20 protein-coding genes and 2 tRNA genes are annotated in these 24,435 nt (G+C 50.4%); 14 read left to right on the top strand and 8 right to left on the bottom strand.

Features of this window, described 5'->3' with window-relative positions:
* Nucleotides 1-111: 111 nt before the first annotated feature.
* From parE to H579_RS0100395, 4 genes are all read right to left on the bottom strand, one after another.
* Nucleotides 112-2,007 carry a DNA topoisomerase IV subunit B gene (gene parE, locus H579_RS0100380; protein ID WP_028299019.1) on the bottom strand — a complete coding sequence of 632 codons (1,896 nt, stop codon included), beginning with the start codon at nt 2,005-2,007 and terminating at the stop codon, nt 112-114.
* 156 nt (nt 2,008-2,163) lie between these two features.
* Complete coding sequence (locus tag H579_RS23625) at nt 2,164-2,841, bottom strand: YqiA/YcfP family alpha/beta fold hydrolase (RefSeq protein WP_051227169.1); 678 nt, start codon at nt 2,839-2,841, stop codon at nt 2,164-2,166.
* Between the two features lie 177 nt (nt 2,842-3,018).
* Nucleotides 3,019-5,901: a valine--tRNA ligase gene (locus H579_RS0100390; RefSeq protein WP_028299020.1), complete on the bottom strand. Its 2,883-nt coding sequence runs from the start codon at nt 5,899-5,901 to the stop codon at nt 3,019-3,021.
* Between the two features lie 181 nt (nt 5,902-6,082).
* Complete coding sequence (locus tag H579_RS0100395) at nt 6,083-6,514, bottom strand: DNA polymerase III subunit chi (protein ID WP_028299021.1); 432 nt, start codon at nt 6,512-6,514, stop codon at nt 6,083-6,085.
* Nucleotides 6,515-6,761: 247 nt separating this feature from the next.
* Here H579_RS0100395 and H579_RS23630 point away from each other — a divergent pair, with 247 nt between their 5' ends.
* From H579_RS23630 to H579_RS0100410, 3 genes are all read left to right on the top strand, one after another.
* On the top strand, nt 6,762-7,163 hold the full coding sequence (locus H579_RS23630) for a hypothetical protein (RefSeq protein WP_036564926.1): 402 nt from the start codon (nt 6,762-6,764) through the stop codon (nt 7,161-7,163).
* Nucleotides 7,164-7,393: 230 nt separating this feature from the next.
* Nucleotides 7,394-8,101, top strand: a complete 708-nt coding sequence (locus H579_RS0100405) for a HupE/UreJ family protein (RefSeq protein WP_028299022.1) — start codon at nt 7,394-7,396, stop codon at nt 8,099-8,101.
* 176 nt (nt 8,102-8,277) lie between these two features.
* On the top strand, nt 8,278-8,982 hold the full coding sequence (locus H579_RS0100410; protein ID WP_028299023.1) for a hypothetical protein: 705 nt from the start codon (nt 8,278-8,280) through the stop codon (nt 8,980-8,982).
* A 171-nt stretch (nt 8,983-9,153) separates the two neighbouring features.
* On the opposite strand, the gene H579_RS0100415 is transcribed toward H579_RS0100410, so the two are convergent.
* Both H579_RS0100415 and H579_RS0100420 read right to left on the bottom strand, forming a co-directional pair.
* Entirely contained in the window at nt 9,154-10,347 is a 1,194-nt protein-coding gene (locus tag H579_RS0100415; protein ID WP_028299024.1) for a GGDEF domain-containing protein, read from the bottom strand.
* Nucleotides 10,348-10,571: 224 nt separating this feature from the next.
* Nucleotides 10,572-11,030 (bottom strand): Lrp/AsnC family transcriptional regulator, encoded by a 459-nt coding sequence (locus tag H579_RS0100420; RefSeq protein WP_028299025.1) that lies wholly within the window; start codon nt 11,028-11,030, stop codon nt 10,572-10,574.
* Between the two features lie 204 nt (nt 11,031-11,234).
* Between H579_RS0100420 and H579_RS23635 the strand changes: the two genes are divergently transcribed.
* Both H579_RS23635 and rarD read left to right on the top strand, forming a co-directional pair.
* Nucleotides 11,235-12,332, top strand: coding sequence for a hypothetical protein (locus H579_RS23635; RefSeq protein WP_211224639.1), 1,098 nt, complete (start codon nt 11,235-11,237; stop codon nt 12,330-12,332).
* Between the two features lie 2 nt (nt 12,333-12,334).
* Nucleotides 12,335-13,279, top strand: coding sequence for an EamA family transporter RarD (gene rarD, locus H579_RS0100430; protein WP_051227170.1), 945 nt, complete (start codon nt 12,335-12,337; stop codon nt 13,277-13,279).
* Here the strand turns inward: rarD and H579_RS27480 are convergent.
* Complete coding sequence (locus H579_RS27480; protein WP_051227171.1) at nt 13,266-14,162, bottom strand: ComFC family protein; 897 nt, start codon at nt 14,160-14,162, stop codon at nt 13,266-13,268. The two genes, rarD and H579_RS27480, sit on opposite strands and share 14 nt — an antisense overlap.
* 265 nt (nt 14,163-14,427) lie before the next feature.
* On the opposite strand from H579_RS27480, the gene bioB reads away from it, so the two are divergent.
* The 9 genes from bioB to H579_RS0100485 all read left to right on the top strand — a co-directional run bounded on the left by bioB (nt 14,428) and on the right by H579_RS0100485 (nt 22,105).
* On the top strand, nt 14,428-15,528 hold the full coding sequence (gene bioB / locus H579_RS23645) for a biotin synthase BioB (RefSeq protein WP_051227172.1): 1,101 nt from the start codon (nt 14,428-14,430) through the stop codon (nt 15,526-15,528).
* A 228-nt stretch (nt 15,529-15,756) separates the two neighbouring features.
* Entirely contained in the window at nt 15,757-16,953 is a 1,197-nt protein-coding gene (gene bioF / locus H579_RS23650; RefSeq protein ID WP_036564927.1) for an 8-amino-7-oxononanoate synthase, read from the top strand.
* The gene (locus H579_RS0100450) at nt 16,950-17,906 is read left to right on the top strand and encodes an alpha/beta fold hydrolase (protein ID WP_028299027.1); all 957 of its coding nucleotides are present in this window, start codon (nt 16,950-16,952) and stop codon (nt 17,904-17,906) included. Before bioF ends, H579_RS0100450 begins: the two co-directional genes overlap by 4 nt.
* A complete protein-coding gene (gene bioC / locus H579_RS0100455; RefSeq protein WP_028299028.1) occupies nt 17,896-18,693 on the top strand; it encodes a malonyl-ACP O-methyltransferase BioC in 798 nt (265 codons plus the stop codon). Before H579_RS0100450 ends, bioC begins: the two co-directional genes overlap by 11 nt.
* 19 nt (nt 18,694-18,712) lie before the next feature.
* Nucleotides 18,713-19,444: a dethiobiotin synthase gene (gene bioD / locus H579_RS23655; protein ID WP_036564928.1), complete on the top strand. Its 732-nt coding sequence runs from the start codon at nt 18,713-18,715 to the stop codon at nt 19,442-19,444.
* Between the two features lie 297 nt (nt 19,445-19,741).
* On the top strand, nt 19,742-20,503 hold the full coding sequence (locus H579_RS0100470) for a DUF1826 domain-containing protein (RefSeq protein WP_157834523.1): 762 nt from the start codon (nt 19,742-19,744) through the stop codon (nt 20,501-20,503).
* A 50-nt stretch (nt 20,504-20,553) separates the two neighbouring features.
* Nucleotides 20,554-21,555, top strand: coding sequence for a GTP cyclohydrolase FolE2 (gene folE2, locus H579_RS0100475; RefSeq protein WP_051227174.1), 1,002 nt, complete (start codon nt 20,554-20,556; stop codon nt 21,553-21,555).
* A 234-nt stretch (nt 21,556-21,789) separates the two neighbouring features.
* Nucleotides 21,790-21,874: transfer RNA gene (locus H579_RS0100480), tRNA-Leu, on the top strand.
* A 146-nt stretch (nt 21,875-22,020) separates the two neighbouring features.
* Nucleotides 22,021-22,105: transfer RNA gene (locus H579_RS0100485), tRNA-Leu, on the top strand.
* Between the two features lie 401 nt (nt 22,106-22,506).
* Here the strand turns inward: H579_RS0100485 and H579_RS0100490 are convergent.
* Nucleotides 22,507-24,303, bottom strand: a complete 1,797-nt coding sequence (locus H579_RS0100490; RefSeq protein WP_028299032.1) for an acyl-CoA dehydrogenase C-terminal domain-containing protein — start codon at nt 24,301-24,303, stop codon at nt 22,507-22,509.
* Nucleotides 24,304-24,435 lie beyond the last annotated feature (132 nt).

The following is a 24,435-nucleotide window of genomic DNA, read 5'->3' on the forward strand; positions in this document are numbered from 1 at the left end:
CTTGGTTCTGTCAGGTGCTAAGAGCGCTGATTGGGTATCAGCCTCTATTTCTAATTCATTGTTAAAGATGGCTCTATGATAGATAATGCGCCTGCACTTGCTCGGGCGTGCTTACACTTCGGCCAGATTGCCGTATTGCTGTAACCAGTCTTTGCGGTCACCGGAGCGTTTCTTCGCCAGTAACATATCCATCACTTCCATGGTGCCATCGTGTTCCTCTCGAGTGAGCTGAACCAGACGTCGGGTATTGCGATCCATGGTGGTTTCACGCAGTTGTATCGGATTCATCTCACCCAAGCCTTTAAAACGCTGTACGTTGATCTTACCGCGTTTGTTCTCTGCTTCCAGTCGATCCAAAATACCCTGTTTCTCATCATCATCCAGCGCGTAATACACTTCTTTACCAATATCGATCCGATAAAGTGGTGGCATCGCAACATAAACATGACCGTTATCGACCAGAGCCGGGAAGTGACGAATAAAGAGTGCACAGATCAGTGTTGCAATGTGCAGACCGTCAGAGTCCGCATCCGCCAGAATGCATACCTTGCCATAACGCAGTCCGCTGAGGTCTTCGGATACGGGATCAATGCCTAAAGCTACCGCGATATCATGGACCTCCTGTGAGGCCAGAATCTGGTCGGAGCTGACCTCCCAGGTGTTCAGAATTTTACCGCGCAGCGGTAGAATCGCCTGATATTCCCGGTCCCGAGCCTGCTTGGCTGAGCCACCCGCTGAGTCCCCCTCCACCAGAAACAGTTCTGAGTTAGCCGTATCCTGACCGGAACAATCCGCAAGTTTACCCGGTAGGGCAGGACCCGAGGTCACCTTCTTGCGGGCGACCTTTTTACTGGCGCGCAGGCGTTTCTGCGCAAAGCTAATGGCCAGTTCCGCCAGTTGTTCAGCTTCAGCAGTATGCTGGTTTAACCACAGGCTAAAGGCATCTTTCACCACGCCGGAAACAAAACTGGCGGTTTGACGGGAGGATAAACGTTCTTTGGTTTGACCGGCGAATTGAGGGTCCTGCATTTTCACCGACAGAACATAGCTACAGCGTTCCCAGATATCTTCCGGCGATAGTTTTACACCACGGGGCAACAGGTTACGGAATTCACAGAATTCACGCAGTGCTTCCAGCAGACCGGTACGCAGACCATTGACATGAGTACCACCCTGAGCGGTGGGGATCAGGTTGACATAGCTCTCAGCCAGTAACTCACCGCCTTCCGGTAACCAGTGCAGCGCCCAATCCACCGCTTCGGTGGTGGCACTGAAGCTGCCAATAAACGGCGTTGCAGGCAGGGTTTCCCAGTCTACGGAGGCTTGCTTCAGGTAATCGGTCAGGCCGTCTTCATACTGCCACTCGGTAACATCACCCGTGGCTTCATCCAGGAAACGGATACACAAGCCGGGACACAGTACCGCTTTGGCACGCAGATTATGTTTCAGTTTAGTGATCGAGACCTTAGGGCTATCAAAATACTTGGCATCTGGCCAGAAATGAACCTTGGTCCCTGTATTGCGCTTGCCAACGGTACCGATCACTTCCAGATCAGAGATCTTATCACCGTCGCCAAACACCATCTTCAGCTGTTCACCGCCGCGTTTGACGTACACTTCCAAGCGTGTGGACAGGGCGTTAACCACAGATACACCCACACCGTGCAAACCACCAGAGAACTGGTAGTTGCTGTTGGAGAATTTACCACCCGCATGCAGGCGGGTCAGAATCAGCTCGACACCACTGACACCATGCTCCGGGTGAATATCGGTTGGCATACCCCGGCCATCATCTTCTACCGACAGGGAACCATCTTTATACAGAGTGACCTGAATAGTACGCGCATGGCCTGCCAGCGCTTCATCCACACTGTTATCAATCACCTCCTGAGCCAGGTGATTGGGTCGCGTGGTATCGGTATACATACCCGGACGCTTTTTCACCGGCTCCAAACCACTTAAAACCTCAATGGCCTGGGCGTTGTATTGATTGTTCTCTGTGCTCATAGATGTTCCTGAAATTCTGTAAATCGTGTCAGCGCTGCAGCAAAAAATAGATCTGAAAATAAGTCGTTTATCACCGGACATAGCCCGGTAAGTATCTGAATACTTCTGTTAAAGCCCTTTATATAAAGCTTTCTCTGAAATCTATCGGTCAAAAGCTTAAACCAGCGCCCTAAGCTTCAGCACTTCATCTTCTTCCGGCATGGTTAGCTGTTCGGGATAATCGATACCGGCAAAATCCAGCAGAGTCGTAAAGTGCTGCTCAAAATTCTGGAAACCATGATCGCCACCTTCAATCACGGTGACATCGGCCTGGCAGTAGTAGTTTTCTGCGCGGTGGTAATCCAGCACTTCATCTTTGGTCTGGAGCAGAACTTTAATGTTCTGGCAGCAGGCCGGTTCTGCCATATGCAGCTTGCGCAGTTGTTGCATATGATCTTGGGTCAGTTCGTACTGCTCACCGGTATAAAGGTTTGTATTGAGTCCCAGGTAAGCAGGCAACAGCTCCTGTGGAAATACTGCAGGGTTAATCAGAAAAGCTTTTAAACCTGGATAACGCGCCATCAGGTAAGTGCTGTAGAAGCCACCCAGGGAGCTGCCTACCAGCAGGATACGGGTGATCTTTTCCGCTGCCAGGTCCTTCTCTTTGATCGTTGTCAGTAACTCTTGCAATCTGGCCATCGCCTGTTCAGGCCAGTGGCTTAGCATAGGTGCATGATATTGAGCGTTAATCTGGTTCTGCTCGACAAACGCTTTTAATTGCAGTGCCTTAAAAGAACCCGGAGAACTATTGAAGCCGTGCACATAGATAATGTGGTGTTGAATTGGGTAATCCATAACTGACCTTATCCTGACCTATCAAACGAAGCTTTTTAGGACGATTAGTGTAGGTAAATACTGGTTGGGTGTACAGATACTTTATCACCCTGAATAACTATTGAAGAGTGTAAGAAAATGCTTGTCCAGCCGTAAAAAAGCCCGGCGAACCGGGCTTTTCCAACAACAAAGGTACGCTTACAATGCTTCAATCTTTTTGTATTGTTCCTGCAGTTTAGCCTGAGACTCTTTCGCTGCGGTCAGTTTCTCACGCTCTTTGGCAACCACTTCTTCCGGCGCGCTGGCAACAAACTTCTCGTTGCCCAGCTTGCCTTCCAGACGGCCCACTTCTTTCTGCAGTTTTTCCATCTCTTTTTTCAGACGACCCAGCTCGGCATCTTTGTCGATCAGACCAGCCATAGGTACCAGCACTTCCATCTTGCCCACCAGTTTGGTGGCGGACATCGGTGCTTCTTCGTCTGCTTCCAGCCAGGTGATCGCTTCCAGCTTAGCCAGCTTGGTCAGGGCAACATAGTTACTCTGCAGGCGACGGAAGTCTTCGTCGCTGCCGTTCTGGATCAGAACCGGCAGTTCTTTACCCGGAGCGATGTTCATTTCGCCACGGATGTTACGGATGCTGACGATGACAGACTTCAGCCACTCGATGTCGGCTTCTGCCGCTTCGTCGATTAGCTCAGCGACAGGAGCCGGATACGGCTGCAGCATGATGGTGTCGCCTTCTTTACCCGCCAGCCCCTTGATCTGCTGCCAGATCTCTTCGGTGATAAATGGCATAATTGGGTGCGACAGACGCATGATCGCTTCCAGAACGCGAACCAGAGTGCCACGGGTGCCGCGCTTCAGAGCCGCCAGCTGAGCTTTCTCTTCCTCGGTTTCACCTTCTGACTCGTCCCACAGTACTGGTTTGGACAGCTCCAGATACCAGTCGCAATACTGGTTCCAGATAAAGTCGTACAGGGTCTGGGAGGCCAGATCGAAACGGTATTCGTCCATCTGACGCATGACGGTCTCTTCGGTACGCTGCAGGCTGCTGATAATCCAGCGGTCTGCCAGCGACAGAATTACGTCTTCACCATTCTGACCGCAATCCTGACCTTCGGTGTTGGTCAGCACGTAACGGGCGGCGTTCCAGATCTTGTTACAGAAGTTACGGTAACCTTCCAGACGCTTCATATCCCAGTTAACGTCACGGCCGGTAGAGGCCAGTGCCGCCAGTGTGAAGCGCAGGGCGTCGGTACCGTGGGCGGTGATGCCTTCCGGGAACTCTTTCTTGGTGCGCTTGCCGATCTTCTCAGCCAGCTGCGGCTGCATCATATTACCGGTGCGTTTTTCCAGCAGGGTTTCCAGATCGATACCGTCGATCATATCCAGCGGGTCCAGTACGTTACCCTTGGACTTGGACATCTTATCGCCGTTCTCATCACGGATCAGACCGGTGACGTAGACGTTTTTGAACGGTACCTGTGGTTTGCCATCTTCATCTTTGATGAAGTGCATGGTCATCATGATCATGCGGGCTACCCAGAAGAAGATGATGTCGAAACCGGTCACCAGGGTATCGGTCGGGTGGAAGGTTTTCATCTTCTCGATATCGTTCGGCCAGCCCATGGTGCCGAAGGTCCACAGGGCGGAGCTGAACCAGGTATCCAGTACGTCATCGTCCTGACGCAGCTCGGTTTCCAGATCCAGATTGTATTTCTCGCGCGCAGCTTCCGCAGAAGCGGCTACGTAAACATTGCCTTCGTTATCGTAGAAGGCCGGAATACGGTGACCCCACCACAGCTGACGGGAGATACACCAGTCCTGAATGTCGCGCATCCAGGAGAAGTACATGTTTTCGTACTGCTTAGGCACAAACTTGATGTCGCCGTTTTCAACGGCTTCGATGGCTGGTTTGGCCAGTGTTTTGGCATCGCAGAACCACTGATCCGTCAGCATCGGCTCGATCACCACGCCACCACGGTCGCCGTAAGGTACGGTCATGGCGTTTTCTTCGATCTTAACCAACAGGCCCTTCTCTTCCATCTCGGCAACAATCGCTTTACGGGCGGCAAAGCGCTCCATGCCACGGTATTGTTCCGGGATGTAGGTATCCATCTCTTCGTTAACGGAGCCATCGGTGTTGAAGGTCTGAGCTTCTTCACGGATGTCGGCGTTCAGGGTCAGGATGTTCACCATCGGCAGACCGCAGCGCTTGCCCACTTCGTTATCGTTGAAGTCGTGCGCCGGAGTGATTTTTACGCAGCCGGTGCCTTTCTCCATATCCGCGTGCTCGTCGCCTACGATAGGAATACGACGGCCTACTAAAGGCAGCTCAACAAACTTACCGATCAGGTCTTTGTAACGCTCATCTTCCGGGTTTACGGCTACACCGGTATCGCCCAGCAGGGTTTCTGGACGAGTCGTACCGACCACGATGTGATCTTCACCAGCAGCGGTTTTAACGCCATCGGCCAGCGGGTAACGCAGGTACCACATCTTGCCTTTAACTTCTTTGTTCTCAACTTCCAGATCGGAGATCGCGGTGTGCAGTTTCGGATCCCAGTTCACCAGACGTTTACCACGGTAGATCAGGCCCTCGTCATGCAGACGGATAAAGACTTCCTGTACCGCGTGGTAGAAGCCGGAATCCATGGTGAAACGCTCGTTTTCCCAATCCACAGAGTTGCCCAGACGACGCATCTGTTTGGTGATGGTGCCGCCGGACTCTTCTTTCCATTCCCAGATCTTCTCGACGAAGGACTCGCGGCCCAGATCGTAGCGGCTTTCACCGGTTTCAGCGGCCAGCTTACGCTCAACAACCATCTGAGTAGCGATACCTGCGTGGTCGGTGCCCACAACCCAGAGCGCATTACGGCCCTGCATACGACGGTAACGGGTCAGCGCATCCATAATGGTGTGCTGGAAGGCGTGACCCATGTGCAGACTACCCGTGACGTTTGGCGGCGGAATCACGATGGAATAAGCATCACCTTCGCCGGACGGGCGGAAGTATTTGTTCTCTTCCCAGTTTTGATACCAGGTACGTTCAATCTGTTCGGGTTGATAGGTTTTATCCATGAGGCTCAATACGTCACTTAATTAGATAAGCTAGCTGCAAAGAGGCCAACGAGACCGGGCCTGTTCAGGCGATATAGCATCATCGGCTTGGGCAGATAGCGGAAAAAAGGCTAAATAATCGGTCGATTATACATGGCTGGCGGGGTTGTGATAACCGGGCAGCACCACAGGTTGAGGGAAATTAGCGTCTCATATCGTGACGATTCATCTGATAGCCCCGTTGTTGATAAAAGCGCCAGTCATTACGTTTAGCCGCTAACAGGGTTTGCTGCTGAAAGACAATCTCAGCGACCCGTTCAAAGCGACTGAAATGATCCGGGATATGCTCACATAAGTTGATCATCACATCGTGATGTTGCCCGCACTGTTCCCCAAAACCAATCGCCACAGGTACAGAGTCGATTTTGTCATCATCAATCAGTAGATGGGGGATAAAACTATCAGGACGAAACTGCCATAGCAGCTGATCAATCTGTTCCGCCTGAGTCTTATCTTTGGCCTGAATAAAAACCTGATGCCCCCTCTGCCAGGCCTTCTCTGTTAAACGACAGGCAAACAATAACTGCTTTTCCTGTTCGGTGGCAGGCAGGATATAGAAATCAACTTGGGTCATAGGTATTCCAATGGGTATTTAGCGCGTAAAAAGCAACAAAGAGGCTATTCTAGCGCAGAACAATATCGACACCGAAGTAATAACCAGGCTAAAAAGTTATAATCAGGTAAAGATGTTATAACAGGATAAATAAGCTTATTTTTTCAGGAACTTTTCCACTACCCACCACTCTGTTAAGCGGTATACTTCGACATCCTGATAATAGTGATTCCACCAAGCTGTACGTGATAAGAGATTATTCACACTGATGACACATCCGCTGATACATCTACAAGCGTTTAACCGCAATCACGCAGTACCCCTCTGGGTGCTTGTGCTGCTGTTGCCTGCGCTGGTGATGCTACCTCAGTTATTTGTGGATCATCATAATCCTCTGGCCTTTGAGCAGGCCCAGACGGAGCAACATCAGCAGCTGACAACGGAATCACACGATCACGGTCATGTTCATAGCGACGGTGATACTCGGGAACAACAACTGAATCATCTGCATGGCCATAACCCGGCTGATCACAGCCACGAATCCGTTTACCTGACCCTACAACAGGCGCTGGCATTGGTGGCCTGTTGGGTATTAATGGTCTGCTATCACTATAGCGCCATCCTCTTTCGACCTAAGCCCCCCAAACGTCCTCCCAAAATAGCATTTTGAGGCTTCACGCCCTCTGTTATTGCTTAAGCACTGCTCCGTAGTGGTTTGATGGTTGCTTAATAGCAGTCTGATCGCGCTATAGCGTAATGGCCCTATGACGTAATGGTTTAGCAGCCATAGGCACTGTTGTGTTTGCCTCTATAGTCAGATGGCTATACCAGCTTAATGCGCCTATTTACGGCAGCTATAGCTCAGAGGGACAAACTCGATTGTTATTTTTGGATTAAGTTATGACGTTACCTTTTTCCCAAACCAGGTTAGTGCCTGTTTATATGTTGGCACTGATCGGTCTGTTATTGTTCTCCGAAACCCTATTTGCCCACGGTGTTGCCGTCGGCGATCAGGGTTATATTCAAGAAATCAGCGGTGTACAGCTGATTCCCTTTATCTACCTCGGTGCCAAACATATGGTCACCGGTTACGATCACCTACTCTTCCTGTTTGGGGTGATCTTCTTCCTCTATCGCCTGAGTCATGTGGCGGTCTATGTCAGCCTGTTTGCCATTGGCCACTCCAGCACTCTGCTACTTGGGGTGTACTTCAATATTGAAGCCAGCGCTTACATCATCGATGCCATTATCGGCCTATCGGTGGTGTACAAGGCGATGGACAACCTGGGTGCCTTCCAGCGTTGGTTTGGTAAACAACCGGATACCAAGCTGGCGACACTGATCTTTGGTTTCTTCCACGGTTTTGGTCTCGCGACCAAGATCCAGGAGTTTGAGATCTCATCTGATGGTCTGCTAGCCAACCTGATCGCCTTTAATGTCGGTGTTGAGATCGGTCAGTTACTGGCGCTGAGCTTTATCCTGATTCTGATGTGCTTCTGGCGTCGGCATAACCGCTTTATGCGCCATGCCTTCCTAGCCAATGTTGCTCTGATGAGTATGGGCTTTATGTTGATGGGTTATCAGATCGTCGGCTTTTTTGTCGCTTGATAAGGGCTTGTCGCTTGATAAGAGACAGGGTTTAAGCGCAAACCATCTCTTAAGCAGCAAAGCATCATCAGAAAATGCTGCTTCAATCTGTGGCAAAAGCATTGATTGTATAGCGCCGTTTTTGTCACCGAAGACAGCAAACGGACGCAACACAACGCATTAAAAGGTTTTACATTATGTTTAACTCAGAAGTACCTAACAAAGACCAACTGCCTTCCAGCAAACAACTGTTAATCTCGACCCTCGCCGCTTTTGTAGTTGCGATGGTATTACTGGTCACCGTGATCCTACCGGCAGAATATGCCATCGACCCGACGGGTATTGGTCGTGGCTTAGGCCTGGCTGAAATGGGCGAGATTAAAACCAGCCTGGCGGCAGAATCGGAAGCAGATAAAGCCAAATCGGCCCCACAAACAGTGCAACAGTTGTCTCAGCAGAGCGCTCAACAAAGCAACCAAGCTCTTGCACAAACACAGCCTGCAAAGAGCACTGCTCAACCGATACAAGAAATGGCAAAAACAGCGCCTGTAACCACACCTGAGTCAATACAACCAAAACCTGTTGTTAAACAGGACAAACGTGTGCTGACACTGGCTCCAGGTCAAGCGGCAGAGCTAAAACTGGGTATGAACAAAGGCAGCAAGGTGCAGTACCGTTGGGCTGCAGGGGGCGGCAAGCTGAACTTTGATACTCACGGTGATAATGCCGAGATCTCTTACCACGGTTATGGCAAAGGCCGTAATAAGCCAGGCCAAGAGGGTGAACTGGTCGCGGCCTTTGATGGTAATCACGGCTGGTTCTGGCGTAACCGCTCTGACACAGTTGTCACCCTGACACTGGAAGTACAGGGTGACTTTTTGGGGCTGATGCGTGTGATGTAAGCGCTGATGGGGTCAACTGATCATTACTAATCACTACTAACTATCAGTGTCTTGATATTAGACTAGGCTGGATAAGCGAAGCGCCATCCGACATTGACTCCGATACCAGATGACTGTTGGAAGGCGCTTACGGCTTTTCCAGCCTGCAATAACTTATCTTGTCGGTATTAGTCAGGCAGTTGTTGTCTCAGGTTTCTCTTGTTCAGTATTTTTACCTTCCCCAAACAGCACTTCGCTACCATCCGGGCAGATACACTTGGCGCGTCCGGTTTGCTTGGCCTTGTACAAACGTTGATCAGCAAAATCTACCAAGGCTTTCCATGAATGGGTATGATCCTCTTCCTGTTCAGCCAGACCGATGCTGGCGGTCACAGGTGTGCCGTCCGGCAATACCGCTAAGCCCTGATCCATAATACGACGCACCACATTTTTAGCGGCTTCAGCATCAGTATGTGGCAGCAGAATCAGAAACTCTTCTCCACCCCAGCGGATCGCGGCGTCACCACGACGGATACAGTTACCTAAGGTTTTAGCGGCCTGGCGCAAGACCTCATCACCGGCATCATGGCCCAGGGTATCGTTGATATTCTTAAATTTATCCAGATCCAGAAACAGAATGGAGAAATTGGACTGCTGCAGACCGGTGGCCCGAAACAGGGATTCCATAATATCCATACCGGCACGACGGGTCAGCAGCTTGGTCAGACCATCATAACTGGCTTTGACCATCTGGGAGATCAGATAGCGCACCTGTTGCAGACTGGAGAACATGGAAACCCCAAGAATCACCAGCAACAGCCACATCTGCACCATCAGCATGGTGATATCGGAGCCATCGGCACGATACAGCCCGATAGAAGCCAGGGCTACTAAGACCAGCGACAGTAGGGAGAACTCTTTTAAGGTCAGAGGAAACAGTGCCAGCGAGGCAATAACGACATAAGGCAGCAGACCGTAAAGATGAATCAGGAGATCTGCCATACCGGTTAGCTCAACCTGCTCAATCAAAGGTGAACTGAACTGGTAAAACAGCGTGGGTACCATCAACATGGAGACCAGACAGGTAAGTGCGCGTTTGGTGCCGATCTTGAGTTTTTTCGTGATAAAGGCCAATGCCAGAAAAACGCCCCCAGAGATCGGACGCATCACCATAAACTGCATGGCGATCTCTTGCGGTAAAAAGATCAGATCAAGTATCCCCCACAACGGTACTAAAACCGCAAACACCAGTGCAAAGGGGTAGATACGGCTGGCAATTAGCTCAGCCCTGTGTTGACGAATGATCTCCTGATGCTCTCGGGCACTAATCAGGTCGGCAAACTGTTCCTTGGAGTTGACTCCAAACAGTTGATAGATAGAAAACATGAATCTCTCCGCCAAGTTGCGTCAGCCCAGGTCACCTCTGTGGGGCGGGTGCTAAGGGCGCTTTATAAAAATAAGGACCGTTCAATGTAAAACAGTCTCTAAGAAAGATGAAAGCAGCAAAGCCGGTTAGATCGGCATTTATTGCCCTATATCAACTAATCCAGGCTTCACCTTCCCGCTCTGATCGCTATCGTAACCGCAGCCGGTGAGGCGGCATATTGACGTTACAGTTCAATGGCAGTTTGGAATTTTTCCCGTCGCAATGAAATCAAAGAGCGGAACTTTCTCAAATTGGGATCACTGGCTAACTCCCGACGGGCAAATGCCTCATAAGCCTGCATATCCGGCACCAGCACCATCAATAAGAAGTCCACTTCACCCGTCACCTGGTAACACTGAGCCACCTCGGGAGCTGCCAGCATCTTACGGTTAAAAGCCTCATAGATATCCAGCTGATCCCTGTCCATCTCTACTTCCACAATCACATTGATCCGATGGCCCACCGCCTCGGGGTTTACGATCGACACATCCGCCATAATGATACCGCTCTCACGGAGTTTGCGTACCCGCTTCAGACACGCCGGAGCCGATAACCCCACTTTCTCTGCCAGTGCCTGATTGCTGATACGATTGTCCCGTTGCAGCTGGTTTAAAATATGCTTATCAATACGATCCAGAGGCATGTTAATTTTATTTCCTTTTGATCATTATTTTTCTTATCTAATTTCTTATATAGGATAAATAAGAAATATATTCGATAAAATAAGTAATACAAAGAAATCCTGCGCTTTTGCTCTGGTTTAAACTTGTCCCTGCTGTTTGAACCCAAATAACCGATTTACTGCCCTGTTATTTATAGCGATATCGCACAAGTCTGGAATTGAGCCATGGTAAATGCCACTCCCTCTGCATTACTGCATTCATTGATAAGAAACACGTTACCTTCACTGGCCCGGGAGATCTGGTCGGTGTGCTATACCCTGTTTAAGCTGATGATCCCTGTGATTGTTGTCGTTAAGATTCTGGAAGAGCTGGGTGCTATTCCATTTATTAGTCAGCTGTTAGAGCCCATGATGGCCTGGGTGGGCTTGCCGGAGACCATGGGGCTGGTATTTACCACGACCTTGCTGACCAATATCTACGCCGGTATGCTGCTGTTCTTCCAATTAGCCCCGGAAGCCAATTTGACGGTGGCTCAGGTGACCGTACTGAGTGGTATGCTACTGATTGCCCATGGCCTACCCGTGGAGGTGCCTATCGTACAGCAATCTGGTGTGCGTATGATGGTCGCCTTTTTAATTCGCTTTATCGGTGCCTTTGTCTATGGCGCACTGCTGTTCGCTCTCTATGAAGCGGGAGACTGGTTACAGGAGCCCGTGCAACTGGTGTGGCAACCGGAGCTGACTAACCCCTCATTAATGGAATGGGCGCTGCAGCAGCTGGAAAGCTTTGTCATGATTTTTGTAGTGATCAGTGCCCTGCTAACCCTGCTGCGTTTTTTGCGTTGGATTCATATCGAACGCCTGATGATCTGGCTGCTACAACCGGTATTACGTTTATTGGGCATTAGTCCTCAGGCGACCAGTATTACGATTATCGGCGTGACACTGGGGTTGGCTTTTGGCGGTGGCCTGCTGATTAAAGAGGCCAGAGCAGGTCATATCCAACCGAAGGATATCTTCTCTGCCATGCTGCTGCTCGCGCTGTGCCACAGCATGATTGAGGATACCCTGCTGGTGCTGCTAATGGGGGCGGATATCTCGGGTGTGCTCTGGTTCCGCCTGGTCTTTGCTCTGGTCATCGTTGCCTTAGCGACACGTTTGCTAAGTCGTTGCAGCGATGAGTTCTGGTACAAATACCTGATCTATCCTATTAATAAGACCGGCTCTGATTCTGGCTCAGACTCTTGTACTACCTCATCAGCCACGAGTAAAAGCAGTGATCAGCAACAATCAGCGCCACAGTCTGAAGCTTCGGGAGTCTAGCTATGTCGCAATTCTCTCAACCCGTAAGCCTAGCTCAACCCGTAAACGCATCGCAGCAGGCAGAGTTTAAACAAGGCCTGTGGTTTGCACTGGCAGCCTACGGTCTTTGGGGGCTGACGCCGGTTTACTTTAAGCAGTTAGAAGGAATCACACCTTTTGAGGTGCTGACCCACCGGGTGCTCTGGTCTGTGGTGTTTGTGTCTGTTCTGGTGATTTTCAGCCGTAAGCTACCGGCTGTAATCGCCATTATTCGCCAGCCCAAGTTGCTGCTGGGTTTGATCTGTACCGCAGGGATTATCTCGATCAACTGGCTGACCTTTATCTGGGCCATCGGTGAACACCGTATTCTGGAAACCAGCCTGGGTTATTTTATGAACCCACTGGTGAGTATCTTCCTGGGCATGATTTTTCTGTCTGAGCGGCTAAGGCCGCTGCAATGGTTGGCATTAAGTCTGGCGGGATTAGGTGTAGCGTATCAGCTTATTCTGCATGGCAGCTTGCCCTGGGTCGCACTGGTTCTGGCCTTTAGTTTTGGTTTCTATGGTTTGCTTAGGAAAAAGATCCCCGTGGATGCTATTTCTGGCCTGTTGATTGAGACGGTGATTATGCTACCGGCAGCACTGGTCTATCTGTTCTGGTTAGCTCAAGCGGGAGAGCTGGGTTTTGGCCATATCACTTTAAAACTGGATCTGTTGCTGGTCGCGGCAGGCCTGGTCACCAGCTTGCCACTGCTGTTTTTTGCCGCATCGGCCAGACGCTTAAGCCTGACCATGATCGGCTTTATGCAATATCTGGCCCCCAGTATCACCTTTGCCTTAGCGGTTACCCTATATGGTGAAACGCTGGATAGCAGCAAACTGATTACCTTTAGCCTGATCTGGCTGGCGTTGATTTTGTTTAGCCTGGAAGGATTTTGGTTTCAGAAGAAAAAACCTATTTGTTCTTAGCATCTGTTGAGTGATAAGGCGTTCGGGCCAGTGTCCAGATATACACGGCCTGTGCGCCACTATCCCTTAACAGTTGCGCGATTACACCTGCTGTCGCACCCGTTGTCATCACATCATCGACCACGGCGATGGTCTGTTGCTCCACAGAACCGGTGAGAGCAAAGCTTCCAGACAGGTTTTTCAGTCGGGCCTGACGGTCCAGGGTATGTTGTGGACTGGTGGCGACCACTTTTTTACAGAGTTTTGGATTAAAGGGTCGTTTGAGTGTCTTGGAAACTTCGTCTGCTAACAAGGCCGCAGGATTAAAACCCCGATTAAAGCTGAGCTTTTTATGGCTAGGGACCGCAATAATCTGATCCGGTAGCGTGTGCGGCTGAGTCTGGTAGTGTTGCGCCAGATAATCGGCCATCAATCTAGCCAATAAGCGACCGTAGATCAGTTGCCGATCCTGTTTAAAGCGATTAACAAAGCGATCCAGTGGGTAAGCATAAAGATAGGGCGATAGCGTTTTAATATAGGGCGGTTGATCCTGTTGGCAGCTGGCGCAGGTTAAAGTCGCAGAGGCTTTAATCGTCGAGGTGTTGATCGTCGTGGGGCTGATAAAAGAAGTGTTTTCTGAGAATGCTTGACCCTTATGCCAGGCATCAGGATGGTTCATAACAGAAGATGTAAGTGCGGGTGATGGCGGCGATAAAGGCAGGCCAAAAGGCAAAGGAATGGCGCATTGCTGGCAGGCGTGATGATTCAGGGTCAGGCTTTTTTGGCAATCTTCACATAAAGGCAGATCCTGCTGTGCCGGAGCCAGACACCCCAGGCAGCGACCGGATAACAGTCGGTGCTGGAATAAGCCTATCCCATTTTTTAACAGTTTTTTGACGACCATGTCTTATTTCATCCTATGAATATCAATCGCTTAGGTTGTTATCCCGTCTGGGATAAATGCCTTCTGCGATATATGCTTATCTCGACAAAGAAAATGATTATAAACATATCTTTGAGTTGCATATTAACCCTTTTTTCCTTGAGGTTGCAATTATGCTACGGATCAGGTGTGTAAACCTTAAAATAGTTTTCTGGTTGACACTGGGCTTTGCCCGGTTATTATGCTGAGCAATCCTAGAATAAGATAAGTTGCTACAGGAATTTCCATGACCGTATCTAGCGCACCTCGTCACGACTGGACTTTGGAAGAGGTTCAGGCCCTGTTTGATCTGCCAATGAACGACCTGCTGTTCAAAGCACACTCCATCCATCGTGAGAACTTTGATCCTAATGCGGTTCAAGTCAGTACGCTGCTGTCGATTAAAACCGGTGCTTGCCCGGAAGATTGTAAGTACTGCCCTCAGTCCGGCCACTACAACACCGGCCTGGAAAAAGAGCAGCTGATGGAAGTACGTAAGGTTCTGGAGCAGGCGAAAGCCGCGAAAGAAACCGGTGCCAGCCGTTTCTGTATGGGCGCTGCCTGGAAATCACCCAACAAAAAGACCCTGCCTGCCGTTATTGAGATGGTCAAAGGCGTAAAAGCCATGGGTCTGGAAACCTGTATGACCCTGGGTATGCTGGATAAGGATCAGGCACAACAACTGTCTGATGCGGGCCTGGACTACTACAACCACAATTTGGACACTTCACCTGAGTTCTACGACCAGATTATTACCACCCGTACCTATCAGGATCGTCTGGATACCCTGTCTCACGTGCGTGATGCCGGTATGAAGATCTGTTCCGGTGGTATTCTGGGGATGGGTGAGCAGGAATCTGATCGCGCCAAGATGCTGATTCAGCTGTCCAACCTGAATCCACACCCTGAGAGTGTGCCGATCAATATGCTGGTTAAGGTTGAAGGTACGCCACTGGATCAGGTGGAAGATCTGGACCCGTTGGACTTTGTCCGCGCCATCGCGGTTGCACGCATTATGATGCCGCAATCCCACGTGCGTCTGTCAGCCGGTCGTGAGGAGATGACCGATGAGATGCAGGCGATGACCTTCTTCGCCGGTGCGAACTCCATCTTCTACGGTGAGCGTCTGCTGACGACCGCCAACCCGCAGGCGAACAAAGACCGTGAACTGTTCCAGCGTCTGGGTATTCACCCAGAGCGTCGTGAAGTACCGGTAGATGATTCCGTGCATGAAGCCGCGCTGAAAGAGGCGATTCAGGAAAACGAAGTGGGTAGTCTGTTCTACGATGCCACCACGCCGGTTTCCACTGAAGGTCGCGAGCGTAAACCTTGCGGTCTGGTAGTGTAAGTACACGCTATTTTGTTTGATAAACGACCGGTCAACTCTAAGAGTTCACCGGTCGTTTGCTGTCTGCCCCACGTTTTTATTTATACCCGTCAGGATAAACGATTGTAGGTTGGAAAAGCCGTAAGGCGCCTTCCGACAATCATCAGGTATCCGACTGATTGGGAATAGCTAATAACGGATTGGAAATGACATCGGTCTGAAAACAGCCTCTAGGATCTGCGAGAAACTATGTCTGCCTTTGACAGTCTGCAAGACGCCCTTGAACAGCGTAAACAGGATCACCTGTATCGTAGCCGCCGTACTTTGAATGCGGCCCAGCAACCGGAAACCCTGATTGATGATAAGCCGATGTTGGCGTTCTGCAGCAATGACTATTTGGGGCTGGCCAATGATCCCAGAGTGATCGAACGTTTCCAGCAGGCAGCGAGCATTTATGGTGTCGGCAGTGGTGCGTCCCATTTGGTCAATGGTCACAGTGCGGAACACCATGCGCTGGAAGAAGAGTTAGCGGCATTTACCGGGCGTGATCGTGCCCTGCTGTTCTCGACGGGATATATGGCCAATCTGGGCTGCATCGGTGCCCTGGTGGATAAGCCGGATGCGGTGTTTGAGGATAAGCTCAACCATGCGTCTTTATTGGACGGTGGTTTAAGCTCCGGCGCGCGTTTTCAGCGCTATCTGCATAACGATGTTGAAAGCCTAGATAAACGTCTGAGTAAAGACCGGAGTAAAGACCGGAGCCGTCGCCGTTTAGTGGTCACCGATGGTGTATTCAGCATGGATGGTGATTGTGCACCTATGACAGAGCTGGTTGAGTGCTGTGCCAAACACGATGCCTGGCTGATGGTGGATGATGCCCACGGCCTGGGTTGTCTGGGTGAAACAGGCTTAGGTCTGACCGAAGGTTTTGATCAGTCTCAGGTGCAGGTGCTGATGGGCACGTTAGGCAAGGGCTTTGGTACCAGTGGTGCCTTTGTTGCTGGTAGCGAAACCCTGATCGAAACCCTGATCCAGTTTGCCCGTCCTTATATCTACACCACCGCGATTCCACCGGCCGTGGCAGCGGCGACCCGTGCCAGCCTGCAAATTGTGCAGCAGGAACCGGAGCGTCGTGAACATCTGCAGCAGCTGATTCAACATTTCCGAAGCGAAGCTCAGGCGATGGGCTTAACCCTGATGGATTCACCGACGCCGATTCAACCGATTTTGATTGGTAGCGAAGCGGAAACTTTGGCCTGGAGTCAGGCGCTGGAAGCACAAGGCATTCTGGTAACCGCAATTCGTCCACCAACCGTACCAAAAGGCACCGCACGTTTAAGAATCACCTTCAGTGCCAGTCATACTCAGTCGCAGCTGGAGCGTTTATTAACGGCTCTGCAACAGATTGTGCAGCAACGAGGTCTGCCAGAGGCAGTTGAGTTATGAGTGCTTCAATAGCAACAGTCGATAAAGAAAACGTTCCCGCAAACAGCAAGCCTGTAGGGAGAGGTACAGAAGTGTCAGGTCAGCTAAAACCTCTGGTGTTGTTGCATGGCTGGGGTGCCAGTCCTGCAGTCTGGCAGCCGCTGATTGAGGTGCTGAATACCCGTTGTCCTGAACTGGAGATTATTAATCTGTCCTGGCCCGGTTATGGGGATGAGCCAGCGTTGGCAGAGGCCGATAATCTTAATGAATTAGCTGAAGTTATGCTGCCAAAACTACCGCTGGATGCCCATTGGTTGGGCTGGTCCTTAGGGGGTAATCTGGTGCTATGGTTGGCGGAGCTTGTCGCTCAGCAAAGCCCATCGAATAAACAGACTGCAGCGAGCCAGGCTATAGAGAATCAAACCACAGAGAACGAAGCCGCTCAATTTCACACTGGTCAGCTGATTATGCTGGGCAGTAATGCCAGTTTTGCTCAACGTGAACATTGGCCTGAAGCGCTGTCTGCTGACGTATTAGAGCAGTTCCGCCAAGGTTTTGATCAAGCCCCGGAAAAGACCCTGAAGCGCTTTCATGGCCTGCAGATGCAGGGTGAAAGTGACCTTAGAGGCTGCAAAAAAGCTTTTACTGCCTTGGTGGGTAAAGAGATGCCTGCGGACAATGCAACTCTGGCGGCAGGTCTGAAGTGGCTGGCTGAACTTGATCTGACCAAGTTGGATCTGACTGAGCTGAACCTGACTGAGCAGGAGCTGAGCGAGAGCGCCCAGTCTCAGCTGTTGCGTTTACATTGGTTACTGGGAGAGCATGATCCTCTGGTGCCGGTTGCTGTCGCAGAGCAACTACCGGGGCAGGTTGAGGTATTGAGTGATTGTGGTCATTTGCCGATGCTGACTCAAAGCGAAGTTCTGGCGGAACATCTGCTAAGGATTATTAAGGCGGCAGATGATGAGCAGTAAACAGATTTCAAACGGCAAGGTGATCGATAAAAGCCGTGTGGCTAAAGCGTTCAGTTCTGCAGCAGGTCAGTATGATCAGTTGGCGGAAGCGCAGAAACGTATTGCGGGTCGTCTGTTGTCTCATTGTCCACAGGCAGATTCAGTGCTGGATATCGGTTGTGGTACCGGTTATTGGACCCGTAAGTTAAGGGATCACTGCCAGGCATCTCAGGTGTATGGTCTGGATCTGGCACCGGGTATGTTGTCTTATGCTCAGCAACAGCCGGGTAGTCAGGGTATTGATTGGCTCTGTGCCGATGCAGAAGCGTTGCCGTTAGAACCTGCAAGTCTGGATCTGATTTTCTCCAGTTTGGCGATTCAATGGTGTAATGACTATCACCGGCTGTTTTCCGGTATTTATAACAGCCTGAAATCCGGTGGACAGGCCTTTATCTGCACGCTACTGCCCGGCACTCTGGATGAGCTCAAACAAAGCTGGGCCACTGTTGATGATGCAGAGCATGTGAATAATTTTGTCGGTCTGGAAAGCCTGGCTGAAGCGATTCAGAGTCAAGGCTTAGAGATCAGCCAAAGCGAAAGCTATACCGAAACCCTGTATTACCCAGATCTCAGAGGCGTCATTGACTCGATCAAGGGCATCGGCGCACACCACGTACAGGGTGAAAACCATCTCACCGGGCGTAAAGCCATTATCAAGCTGAAACAGGCTTACGAGGGTTTTAGAGTTGAGCAGGGCTTGCCGGTGAGTTATCAGGTGCTGGAACTGCAGTTAAAGCGTCCTGAGTAGAGCGGAGTTAAGACATTTCATGAAAAGAAAAGCGATGAAAACCTATTTTGTCACCGGAACCGATACCGACGCCGGTAAAACCTTTGTTAGTGCCACCCTGCTGCATAAAGCCGGTCAGATGGGCTATAAAACCCTGGCCCATAAGCCAGTGGCTGCGGGTTGTGAACAGACTGATGAAGGTCTGAGAAACAGTGATGCTACGACTCTGATGGCGGCAATGAATGAAGAGCTGGATTACGAGCTGGTGAATCCTATTGCCCTGGAGCCACCTATCGCGCCCCATATTGCTGCTGCGGAAAAAGGCATGCAGCTGTCGGTATCCCGTTTAAACGGTTTTGCCCGTGGCATGATGATGGCAAAAGGCGACTTGCTGTTGATCGAGGGTGCCGGTGGCTGGCGTGTGCCGCTGGGCCCAAGAGAAACTCTGGCCGATCTGGCGATTAGCCTGAAACAGCCGGTAATTCTGGTGGTCGGTATGAAGCTGGGTTGTATCAGCCATGCGTTGCTGACTGCGGAAGCGATCAAGCGTGATGGTTTGGAGCTGGCCGGTTGGGTCGCCAATCAGATTGACCCTGATATGAATCGCTATAAAGAGAATCTGGCGACACTGCATCAGATGATCCCAGCGCCTCTGTTGGCCGAGATTCCGAATATTGAAGGTTCCAGTTGGGAGCAGGCCGCAGATCATTTCCCGGAAGGTGCGGTGAAGTATCTATTGGGAGAAGAGCAAGGCAGCGAAGAGCAGGCTTAAGCTGACTGGGTACTGTTAAGAGGTGATCAAGCAGTACTAACCTGACAGCAAAAGTAGTAGGCCCGCTATTTATACCAAACCAGATAAGTTGTTGTGGGTCGGAAAAGCCACAAGGCGCCTTCCGACAATCATCCGGTATCGGAGTCCGTGTCGGATGGCGCTTCGCTTATCCAACCTACTCTGATATCAAGAAACTTATCGGGGAATGGTATAAGTTGGCGGTTCTGGTGATCCTGGTATTGGTGGAAAAGCAATATTTTGTTATGTTGTAACGTCTCTGTATTGAGGTATAACACCGTGACTGCTTTAAACAACATAATAAAACCTGAGGCGCAACAGGCCCCTTTTTGCTCAGCTACAAACTCATCGATCACCCGCCAGTTGGCAGGTGATCTGAGTCAGCACTGCTTTACTTTGCGTCATAGGCCAAAACAAGAGGCCTATCAGCTGGATAATGATCCTCTGGTATTGGCCAATATTTATGACGCTGAAGTGCGTCTCACCTGCTGGCAGCGTGATCTGGATGCTAATAGCCTGGCTTATGTGAACTGGTTGCTGGAGCGAGGGCGTTTGTTACCGCTGCGTTTAGTGGCTTCTCCTGAAACGTTAACCGAACACCTGATGCAGGACTTGCCGGATCATCCTAATAGAAACGACTTTATCAAGGATGTGGTTTATCTGGCCGATATGTTTGCCTGTCTGTTTGGTCTGGAAGAAGTGGGTGTGCGCCTGTCACTACTAAAAGAAGCGATGTGTCCGCGTTTCCATGTGGATCGTATTGGTGCACGTATGGTGTGTACCTATGCCGGTAGTGCGACACAGTGGCTGCCTAATGAGGTGGTGGATCGCAGCAAATTAGGTCGGGGTAGTAATGGTCTGGATGATCATGAGTCTGGTTTATACCCTGCAGAAACAATACCAAACCAAATGAGGGCTGGTGACGTAATAATAATGAAGGGAGATACCTGGCCGGAACAGGAAGGACAAGGTCTGGTGCATCGATCCCCGGCTTGTACACCACAAGCGCCGCGTTTGTTTTTAAGTATGGATGTGATGTAAGCCTATCACCTGTTACTGCCAGGTGATCGATTAATATACGGAAAACCTTAATGAACTCTATTTTATCTCCGGTTGAGACTCAGAAAACTGCATCTGAGCCTAAAGTGATGCCGGATGTGGCTGCAACGGAGCGGCCACAGGTTACAGGTGCGCTGGATTGGGTAGGCATGGCAGGTATTGCCTTACCGCTGCGTATACAGGATTCGCTTCAGGGTGAGAAGTTGTGCCAGGGTCAGGCACAAACTTATGTCAGTCTGGATCAACCGGAAACTAAAGGCATTCATATGTCACGCCTGTACTTGTTGTTGGAGGAGTTTTGCCAGCAGCAGGCATTGCAGCCACAAGCGTTACAAACTTTGCTACAGCAGCAGCTGATCAGCCATGAAGGTTTAAGCGAGCAAAGCGGTATTCGTTTTAATTTTGATCTCTATCTGCAGCGCTCAGCACTGAAAAGTGATAGCTCGGGCTGGAAAGCTTATCCGATCACGTTGAAGGTGAAGCAAAAGACGGCTCAGCCTGAAACAGGCGAATCGGCAGCCACTGAGATCGAGTTAACAGTAACCGTGGCGTATTCCAGTACTTGTCCTTGTTCTGCTTCCCTGTCGCGTCAGCTACTGGAGCAGGCGATGCAGGACGCCTTTGCTGGGCAGGAGCAAGTGAGTAAATCGGAGCTGTCTGAATGGTTGTTATCCAAGCAAGGTTCGATTGCAACACCTCGTAGCCAGCGTTCTCTGGCTACGGTGACGGTACGTCTTGATGCACAACTGCAAACACTGCCAGTGACTGAACTGATTGATCAGATTGAAGGTGCGTTACAGACGCCGGTACAGACCGCAGTGAAGCGTCAGGATGAGCAGGAGTTTGCCCGCTTAAACGGTCAGAACCTGATGTTCTGTGAAGATGCCGCACGCCGGATTCGTCAGGGGCTGTTAAATCAGGAGATCTATCAGGATTTCTGTCTGAAGGTTGAGCACTTGGAAAGCCTGCACGCCCATGATGCGGTGGCGTTTGCCAGCAAGGGCGTTAAAGGTGGTCTAAGGGCTGACTTTTGATTATTTAAGTCAGAAATTAAAGGACTATAATAAACCGGGTTGTGTCGATGACTCGGTTTATTGTAAGGGGCACGCTGACATAAAAGTGCTTCAACAGTCTTCGTCCAACAGTTGAAGAGTGAAGTATTATGCTATAGAGAAGCCTTTGTGTGAGTGCTTATTATAGTTTTTACTTGGAGTTTATTGATCCCTCTTGACGTGCAGAAAAAATGCTATAAAATACGCCCCCGTGCTGCGGAAGTGGTGAAATTGGTAGACACGCCAGATTTAGGTTCTGGTGCCGTAAGGTGTGAGAGTTCGAGTCTCTCCTTCCGCACCATCTTCTCGCAAAGCCTTGCTCAGGTGAGAGTCAGACAGTTGTTAGAAACTCTGTTTGAAAATGGGAAGATGATGCAGCACAGTCAAAACTGCCGTTAAACAGATAAAACCTTCACCGGGTTGTTTAACATAAGGGCAGCACATTATGCGGAAGTGGTGAAATTGGTAGACACGCCAGATTTAGGTTCTGGTGCCGTAAGGTGTGAGAGTTCGAGTCTCTCCTTCCGCACCATCAGTTTTTATCCCATTATTTTAAATCTGTATTTCTGATAGTTACCCTTCCTGTATCTTTGATTTCCTGTTTTATCTGTTTATTTTTCTCTTCGATATCTTCTTTTCTATGCTTCTCTTTCTATATTTTGCTTGATGTCAGGCGCTATTGATTTTACTGATGATATTTGTATTGATCGGGTATAGAGGTGGGCTGTGCACTGGCTTTAATTTCAGGCACAAAAAAGCCGATTTCGGTTTATCACCTCAATCGGCAAACTCTTAGCGAGTGAAGTAACTGTTTGACCTCCTGGGTAGGCTGGCCTATCGGCAACCAAGCGTGATTCGCGCCAGGACAGTTTATGTTTTCAGTCAGATTCTTCCTGCTGTGAACATTGAAATGCTCACAGCAGTGCAGAGCGATTATTCACCGTAAAACAGGTTCTCATCCATCGCCATTAGTGTCTCAGCACCGGCATTCACCTGGGCTGCCAGCGCAGCGGCTTTTGGCAGTTCACGGGCGAAGAAGTAATTGGCTACTTTGACCTTACTGTCGTAGAAGCCACTGGTATCATCTGTCGCTTTTGGTGCTGCAACGGCTGCCATGCGAGTCCACATGTAAGCGTAAGTCACCAGGCCAAACAGGTTCAGGTAATCAACAGAAGCGGCACCGATCTCTTCCGGGTTGCTCTGTGCGCGGGCACGGACGTTATCAGTGACCTGTACCAGAGTTTCCAGTGCGGCTCCCAGTTTTTCCAGATAAGGCTGTACCGCAGTGTTATCGGCATTTTGCGCCATAAACTCACGGATATCGGCCTCAAACAGTTTGACGTATTCGCCTTTATTGGCGACGACTTTACGCCCCATCAGGTCCAGTGCCTGAATACCGTTGGTGCCTTCGTAGATCTGGGCGATACGGGCATCACGCACATACTGCTCGGCACCCCACTCGCGGATATAGCCCTGACCACCGTAGATCTGCTGAGCAGTGATAGTGCAATCCAGGCCGCGATCGGTCAGATAGGCTTTGGCTACCGGTGTCAGCAGGGCGACCAGATCCCCGGCTTTTTTGCGGGTGTCTTCATCCTGATGGAACTTAGAAATATCCAGCTGCATGCCGACGTAAGAGGCAAAGGCGCGACCGGCTTCGTTATAAGCGCGTACATTCAATGCCATACGACGTACATCCGGGTGCACCATGATGTTGTCAGCAGATTTTTCCGGGTATTTGGCACCGGTTGGGGAGCGGCTTTGAGTACGCTCCTGTGCGAAGTCCATCGCGCTCTGATACGCTACTTCACCCAGGCCAAGACCCTGAATGCCGATAGACAGACGCTCGTAGTTCATCATGGTGAACATGCAGGCCAGGCCTTTGTTAGGCTCGCCAATCATCCAGCCCTGAGCGCCATCAAAGTTCATTACGCAGGTAGCAGAACCCTTGATGCCCATCTTGTGTTCGATGGAACCACAGAAGGCCGGGTTACGCTCGCCCAGAGAACCATCTTCGTTGATCAGGAACTTAGGTACCATAAACAGGGAGATACCACGGGAGCCTGCTGGTGCATCCGGCAGTTTCGCCAGTACCAGGTGGATGATGTTGTCACACAGATCGTGTTCACCGCCGGTGATAAAGATCTTAGTACCTGTGATCTTGTAAGAGCCATCATCGTTTGGTTCTGCTTTTGTGCGGATCAGGCCCAGATCGGTACCTGAGTGCGGCTCGGTCAGACACATAGTGCCTAACCAGCGGCCTTCATACATGGCAGGCAGCAGTTGCTCTTTCATCGCTTCGTCAGCGTGATTGTCCAGGCACAGTGCCGCGCCACTGTTCAGTGCCGGGTACAGCGCAAAAGAGGCATTGGCAGCGTACAGCATCTCTTCAAACAGCACAGTCAGCATTTTTGGCATGCCCTGACCGCCAAATTCCGGATTACCGCCCAGACCCATCCAGCCGCTTTCAGCCATTAGGTCGTAAGCCGCTTTAAAGCCTTCCGGTGTGGTTACTTCGGAATCTTTAAACTGGCAACCTTCCTCATCACCGGTACGGTTCAGTGGGAACAGTTCGTTTTCTGTAACCTTGGCGCCCTCTTCCAGAATGGCGTCCACCAGATCCGGTGTCACCTCTTCGGTGGCCGGCATTGCGGACCAGACTTTTTCCGCTTCAAACACTTCATTCAGAACAAAGCGCATATCGCGCAGAGGAGCTTTATACTTAGCCATTGAGATATTTCCCCCAGGAATTTTGACGCCTGAACGATCAAAACAGCGTAATCATACCGATCTGACAGGATTGACTCTGTGAGGGTTGATTAGGCGCTTTTAATGCGGACTGATAAGTTTCAGGCTGCGACC

Source organism: Oceanospirillum beijerinckii DSM 7166, from assembly GCF_000422425.1.
Lineage (GTDB): Bacteria > Pseudomonadota > Gammaproteobacteria > Pseudomonadales > Halomonadaceae > Oceanospirillum > Oceanospirillum beijerinckii.

Excerpts from the sequence above, each read along its gene's own strand:
- H579_RS0100490 (WP_028299032.1), bottom strand. The coding sequence starts at position 24,303 with ATGGCTAAGTATAAAGCTCCTCTGCGCGATATGCGCTTTGTTCTGAAT.
- bioB (WP_051227172.1), top strand. The coding sequence starts at position 14,428 with ATGACCGTATCTAGCGCACCTCGTCACGACTGGACTTTGGAAGAGGTT.
- H579_RS0100395 (WP_028299021.1), bottom strand. The coding sequence starts at position 6,514 with ATGACCCAAGTTGATTTCTATATCCTGCCTGCCACCGAACAGGAAAAG.
- H579_RS0100405 (WP_028299022.1), top strand. The coding sequence starts at position 7,394 with ATGACGTTACCTTTTTCCCAAACCAGGTTAGTGCCTGTTTATATGTTG.
- rarD (WP_051227170.1), top strand. The coding sequence starts at position 12,335 with ATGTCGCAATTCTCTCAACCCGTAAGCCTAGCTCAACCCGTAAACGCA.
- H579_RS0100420 (WP_028299025.1), bottom strand. The coding sequence starts at position 11,030 with ATGCCTCTGGATCGTATTGATAAGCATATTTTAAACCAGCTGCAACGG.
- H579_RS0100410 (WP_028299023.1), top strand. The coding sequence starts at position 8,278 with ATGTTTAACTCAGAAGTACCTAACAAAGACCAACTGCCTTCCAGCAAA.
- H579_RS0100390 (WP_028299020.1), bottom strand. The coding sequence starts at position 5,901 with ATGGATAAAACCTATCAACCCGAACAGATTGAACGTACCTGGTATCAA.
- bioD (WP_036564928.1), top strand. The coding sequence starts at position 18,713 with ATGAAAAGAAAAGCGATGAAAACCTATTTTGTCACCGGAACCGATACC.
- bioF (WP_036564927.1), top strand. The coding sequence starts at position 15,757 with ATGTCTGCCTTTGACAGTCTGCAAGACGCCCTTGAACAGCGTAAACAG.
- H579_RS0100415 (WP_028299024.1), bottom strand. The coding sequence starts at position 10,347 with ATGTTTTCTATCTATCAACTGTTTGGAGTCAACTCCAAGGAACAGTTT.
- H579_RS0100450 (WP_028299027.1), top strand. The coding sequence starts at position 16,950 with ATGAGTGCTTCAATAGCAACAGTCGATAAAGAAAACGTTCCCGCAAAC.
- H579_RS27480 (WP_051227171.1), bottom strand. The coding sequence starts at position 14,162 with ATGGTCGTCAAAAAACTGTTAAAAAATGGGATAGGCTTATTCCAGCAC.
- parE (WP_028299019.1), bottom strand. The coding sequence starts at position 2,007 with ATGAGCACAGAGAACAATCAATACAACGCCCAGGCCATTGAGGTTTTA.
- H579_RS23635 (WP_211224639.1), top strand. The coding sequence starts at position 11,235 with ATGGTAAATGCCACTCCCTCTGCATTACTGCATTCATTGATAAGAAAC.
- folE2 (WP_051227174.1), top strand. The coding sequence starts at position 20,554 with ATGAACTCTATTTTATCTCCGGTTGAGACTCAGAAAACTGCATCTGAG.
- H579_RS23625 (WP_051227169.1), bottom strand. The coding sequence starts at position 2,841 with ATGGATTACCCAATTCAACACCACATTATCTATGTGCACGGCTTCAAT.
- H579_RS23630 (WP_036564926.1), top strand. The coding sequence starts at position 6,762 with ATGACACATCCGCTGATACATCTACAAGCGTTTAACCGCAATCACGCA.
- bioC (WP_028299028.1), top strand. The coding sequence starts at position 17,896 with ATGAGCAGTAAACAGATTTCAAACGGCAAGGTGATCGATAAAAGCCGT.